The organism is Aporhodopirellula aestuarii (genome assembly GCF_023701485.1).
GTDB classification, from domain to species: domain Bacteria; phylum Planctomycetota; class Planctomycetia; order Pirellulales; family Pirellulaceae; genus Rhodopirellula; species Rhodopirellula aestuarii.
Genome location: NZ_JAMQBK010000140.1, coordinates 1 through 5,469 on the forward strand (window position 1 = coordinate 1; position 5,469 = coordinate 5,469).

The 5,469-nt window shown below is 55.5% G+C and carries 3 protein-coding genes; all 3 read right to left on the bottom strand.

All coding sequences use genetic code 11. From position 1 onward, the window contains the following. Nucleotides 1-148: 148 nt before the first annotated feature. The 3 genes from NB063_RS31605 to NB063_RS31615 all read right to left on the bottom strand — a co-directional run bounded on the left by NB063_RS31605 (nucleotide 149) and on the right by NB063_RS31615 (nucleotide 5,199). Nucleotides 149-2,446 carry a hypothetical protein gene (locus NB063_RS31605; RefSeq protein WP_250933777.1) on the bottom strand — a complete coding sequence of 766 codons (2,298 nt, stop codon included), beginning with the start codon at nucleotides 2,444-2,446 and terminating at the stop codon, nucleotides 149-151. A gap of 808 nt (nucleotides 2,447-3,254) precedes the next feature. Continuing rightward, nucleotides 3,255-4,229, bottom strand: a complete 975-nt coding sequence (locus tag NB063_RS31610) for a family 43 glycosylhydrolase (RefSeq protein WP_250933779.1) — start codon at nucleotides 4,227-4,229, stop codon at nucleotides 3,255-3,257. Beyond that, entirely contained in the window at nucleotides 4,222-5,199 is a 978-nt protein-coding gene (locus NB063_RS31615) for a family 43 glycosylhydrolase (RefSeq protein ID WP_250933780.1), read from the bottom strand. The genes NB063_RS31610 and NB063_RS31615 overlap by 8 nt, the downstream gene beginning before the upstream one ends. Between the last annotated feature and the right edge of the window lie 270 nt (nucleotides 5,200-5,469).

Consider the following 5,469-nt stretch of genomic DNA (forward strand, 5'->3'; position numbering starts at 1 on the left):
TCAGTCGTGCCGGAACTGCGTCGCTTAGGCTCCTTGATCCGGCCTACGCCGACCCGATCACGATCAGCGTAATTGTTGTTGTACCGAACCGCTTTTATGTACCTGCTTAGAGGACGATTCGAGTGACCTGCGAGCGGCTTGGGGCCGTTCAGCGTTCTCGATATAAGACGACCGTTTCCCCTGGCTTGACCTGGCGTTTGGGGCCTTGTTCGATTTCATGGTCAACCAAGTTCTTGGATCCTCGGAACGGGGCTGGGAGATCCAGGGTAAACGTTCTCGATTGGCTGCAGTTCATCGCGACGCAGTACGGTCCGTAGTACATGACGTAGAATTCGCCCATGCCGGCGTGGATGTTTTCGTCGCCGGGCTTGTAGTCTTGGAAGATCGAGGGGACTCTTGCGATTGGTTGCAATTGACCCGCCATCCCTAAATGCATGCCCGCGTCTTTGTAACTTTTCTCGTAGCGTTTGTTGAACGGTTCATTGGTTTGGTCGGGGACTTTGTAAAACAGTCCGCTATCGGTGAACATCGTTCCTATGTTCACGGTGGCGTCGCGTTCGATCGCTGGTGAGAGCTGATGCACCCTGGCGAGGAAGTTGATCGCGTAGCGGGCCCGCCAATACAGGGATGCATACAGAATGTCATCGCCGTGTTTGACTGCTAAGACGCCGATTTCAGGATCGGCGTAGACGAAGTCTGGACGCCCGCGAGACATGGGCAAACGGCCTGGCTGTTGCGGATAGTTGGTGATCCGCTCGTAATTGCCGGGGGCTCTCGATAGGCTGGTGAGGACGTTGAATCCGCGTCGTTGGTTGAGTTGTTGCAAGGCTACAAAGTATTGGTTGTCTTCGATCATTTGCTGGCAGCAGCCGATGAGGTAGGGATCGCCGGTCGCGATGGCAACATCGAGGGGATCACCATCGTCCGTTGGCATCGGACCGTAAGCGATGGGTCCTGGGTAATGCCAGTCTCGCCAACCCACAATCGTTTCGACACGCATGGATTGGTAACCGTCGTCATCGGCCGCCGGGTATCGGAACACCGTTCTTGCTCGAGCCATCTTGACCAGTTGGGCCTTCAGTTTTGGATCGCCGTCGGCGGTTGGCGTCGGGCGGCTGGATTCATACATCGCCTGAACGATCCCTGCAACAATCTCGCCATAGGAGCCCACATAGCCGAGTTCTTTCGTCAGTCCTTTTTCAGTCAACTGCATGAATCGTCTTCCGAGTCGCCAAGACGATCTGCCTCGTTCGTCTAAGCTTCCACTCCAAGGTTCGATCCCGACTGCTTCATGGAGTATTCGGATCGCCCTGTCTTCGGGCCACGCCGACGAAGGATCGACCACCGCGAGGGCGCGGTTGCAACGATAGATCCCCAGGTCGACGATCATCGTTTGATTGGTGTAAGAACGCCGATTCTTAACATGCCAATCGCGAGAGTGGGCGAACAGTTTCGCCCATGCCTGCCTACGAACCGTTTCGGTGCCTTCGATCTTGTGGTCCAGGTAGATTTGTACCGGTTTGGCGAGTAGTCGCACGGCATCCGCGATCGGACCGGCACCGAACCATTCCTCTTCAACGATCTCGGGTTTTTCCTCGAACTTCTGCGCGTAATCATCGATGCTGCGGACAATCTTGTTGAGGGCCGCTTTATTGCGATAGGCTTTGCTCCACGGGACGAAGCACGCGTAGGCGAGAAATCGAACGCCCTCGATCGGCTCCGCATTTGCCGATTTAAGCATTTTGTCGATGGTATGGTTGACGCGATCCTGAACCTCTTGGAGCACTTCTTCACCGGGTTCGCGGCGAATCGGGAAATCGATGACCGGATCGCCTTGAGTCTCATCGGTCCCTGGCTCAAGGTAGGGATCGGTATGGAGATATGCCCGATAGATGCCGCGTGACGGTTTGGTCATCGGCTGCTGAAATTTTTCAAAGTTGTAACCGTAACCCCACACCGGTCCTTGCGCTTCAATTGCCAATTCGAGACTGGTCTGGCCCCGCGTCATGTGTTCCGGCAAAGGCAAGGTTTTGTAAAAGAATCGGCCTAAGAACCGAGCACGATCCTCGGAGATGTCGAGCGAATCCACTTCGCCAAGGTGACGCTGACCGATTTGTTTGCCCTCCAAGAAGAGCATCAGCCGGCTGTGTTCGCCGGTGGTGTCGCTGCCCCAAAACTTGACCGTGAAGTAGTTCGGTTTGTCAGGATCGACTTGCATCCGAAAGGTCATTCGCCCGCCGCGCCAATGTTCCTTCTGCGGCGGCAAGAGCTGACGCGCCGAGGTCCCTAGGGCTCCGTCGATGATCTCGCCGGAATCAACTTTCAATCCGTGAGATTCCTCTGACTGAGTGTCGCCGAACCGGATCTCATCGACGAGGGGATTTGCCAAAGCCGACAACGAACCACAGATCAAGATGCACACGATCGCGGATGACTGCCGAAGCAAGACGAAATCTCCTAAGAATTTGAACCAGGGCCGCGTCGGACCAACGGTGATCTTTCAATGCTACTCCGATGCCTGGCGAGAGTAAATGCAGCGATATCAGTTCGCGACAAAAGTAGTCATTGGAAGCGTTTTATCGATCCAGCGCAGCGCATCTCCGATTCTCCTAATGACTCGGAGGCGAACAGTTGAGCCACGTGAAAACCGTTTCGAAGTTTTGAGGCGATTGCGAACCCCCTGACAAAGGCGACCAATTGCCTAGTCCGTACGCGGGGGGTCGCCACATCGAAGAGACCGTCTGTTAAAGGCTCCTCTCGCACAGCGTTAAGCAGGTAGGCTGGAGTCTCTCGGTATCTCTGTTGTTGGATGCTAACCATGGTTCCTACGTTCAACCAAAGCTATCGCTGGACTGCCAAAACTTCGTCATTGACAAGACGTGTCGCTATCCCTTTTGCGTTGAGTTGAATCGAGTGTTTCGCGAACGGTTAGTCACGATCGTGACGACATGTTATCGCCACGGACGTGAGTTCGTGGTTTGGGAAGACAGAGCGACGTAACTCGCAACGCGACGACACCAAACACGGGTGTGCGCGCGCGAGTGAGCCACCGGGAACGGTATCTGTCATCGCTTCGCGACTTGGTGTATGCGGGGGGCGACGTCGTCCCCGGACTCGCGTCCGGGGCTTTCGCCCGGCGTCGCTATCGCGACTAAGAATGGAGGCATAACTGGCTCGCGTCTCCATTTCCACGTCGTCGCAACTTTTCAGCAGCCCAGCGAAGACTTTCCTTCTTGGTTTCTAAAATTGGTTCTTTATTCCGACCACTCGATATCGACGCGGTGAAGATAGGGCAATTCTTTCCCTTGGTGCTTGCCGATTTCCACGCCCCATTGGATCGGCTCGCCTGTGCCGCTGTTCGTAAAGGCTTCGGGACGGTACGCGCCTCCGGCCCGCGGTCCATCAACGGCATCGTGAGTTTTGGAAAAATGGATCCCATCCTTCGCATACTGAACGGTGTTGATGATGTCCGAGGGCCCAGTGGTGCCAATCATGGCAGCAACGCCCTTGCCCTGAGGCCAGGCCAGCACCGCATGATTGCCTGGAATCACCGGGTTGGCTTCGTGCTTGATGTAGGGACCTTGCGGCTTTTCAGCGATGGCTAGCCCCATCTGGGTATGCGCCGGACTTTTACCCTGCTGGCGTCCTTTGTAGTAGAACCAGTATTTCCCTTCACGCACCATCAGGCAGGCATCGTCAACGAGCATGCTGTCAAAGTCCTGCGGATCGTCGCTGTTCTTCAGCACCGGATTGTTCGGGATGCGTTCCCAAGGTCCGTCGGGTGAATCCGATGCCGCGATGCCGATTTTAGAATCCGGTTCGAATCCCTTTCCATACGACGTTGTGGTGCCTGTGTAAAAAAGCCAGTAGTGTCCTTCCGCGACGAGGATGTTAGGCGTGAACACACTTCCGGCATCCCACTGCCCCTCGGATCCTTTCCCCAGAGCCATTCCCTTTTCCATCCAGTTCAACCCATCCGAAGACGTGGCATACCAGACCGTGGCATCGTACCCGGACTTGATGGGGCCTTTGGAATACCAGACGTAATAAAGGTCTTCGACCTTGATCACATCACTGGGATCCCGACGTGAGACACCGTTCTCCAATCCGATGCCGGTCAGGGCCGTTCGGATGGTCTTCGCAGTGCCGTAAGCTTGATCGGCTGCGTTCACCGCAGACATGTTCGCGAGGCTGGCTAGTAGCACAACCGTGATGAAGATCTTATTCATTTTCATTCGATTCTTTCCACTCGATATCGACACGCTGGATACAAAGAAGTTTGCCCGCAGGGTCCATTTCAACGCCCCACGTCGGGGCCTCTCCCTGGTTGCTGTCTGTAAACGCTTCGGGGCGATAGGTGCCGCCCGCTTTCGGCCGGTCGATCACGTCGTGCGTTTTGGCAAAGTGGATTCCGTCCTCGGCAAACAGAATGCTGTTGGCGGTCTCCTTCGGCCCGTGACCGTCCACCATGGCGACCACTCCCGAACCCTGCGGCCAAATCACGACTTCGTGATTCCCCGGGATGACCGGGTTTTCCGGATGACGGATGTAGGGGCCGCCGGGTGACTCCGCAATCGCCAGACCCATCTTGGTTTCCGCAGGGCTTCTACCTAGCTGGCGGCCTTTGTAGTAGAGCCAGTACTTTCCGTCGCGAACCAGTAGGCAGGAATCATCAACCAGATGACTGTCGAAGTCCGATGGGGTGTCGCTGTTCTTCAGTACCGGGTTGGTGGCAAGCTTTTGCCAAGGGCCGTCCGGAGAGTTCGATACAGCGATCCCGATTTTCGAGTCGGGCTTTACCTTCGGGTTTGTCGAAACTGCCGTGTAGAACAGCCAGTATTTCCCTTCGGCGACGAGGATGTTGGGTGTGAAAACGCTCGCCTCGTCCCATGCGCCGGTCTCGCCTTTGGCGACCGCCTCGCCTTGTTCGGTCCAGTTCACACCGTCAGACGATGTCGCATACCAGACCGTGGCGTCATAACCAGTCTTAACGGGGCCTCTCGAATACCAAACGTAATAGAGGTCCCCGACTTTGATCACGTCGCTCGGGTCGCGCCGAGAAACTTTCTTGTCAGGGCCAATACCCGTCAGCGTTGTTCGCGAGAACGAAGCGGTTGCATAGGATTGAGCCTGGGTATTGGGTGCAGGAAATGCGACCAGCAGGCAAGCAGCCCACAAGCATGTCAATATCGTCTTCATCGAGTTGATTCTCTAGGTTCAGTGATTAGTCGTTTGTGGTTGGGTATTGGCAACGAACGAAGCAGATAGGCAACAGCAATTTGCCCGGATTCCGATTAGCCGTTAGCGTGTGCTGTCAAATCTTTGTTGAGACATGGAAATGAACGGTGTGCAGGTTTAGCTTCGGTTCTTAATCGTGAAAGCGACGGCATGCGATCGCTCCGGACGCCATTCCGGAGAAGACGTTTAAGCAGGTCTGCAGGAATCATCTGGCGAAACGTGCCGCGAACT

Bases quoted from the DNA above. Each gene is read 5' to 3' on its own strand.
- NB063_RS31615 (WP_250933780.1), bottom strand. From the start codon at position 5,199: ATGAAGACGATATTGACATGCTTGTGGGCTGCTTGCCTGCTGGTCGCA.
- NB063_RS31610 (WP_250933779.1), bottom strand. From the start codon at position 4,229: ATGAATAAGATCTTCATCACGGTTGTGCTACTAGCCAGCCTCGCGAAC.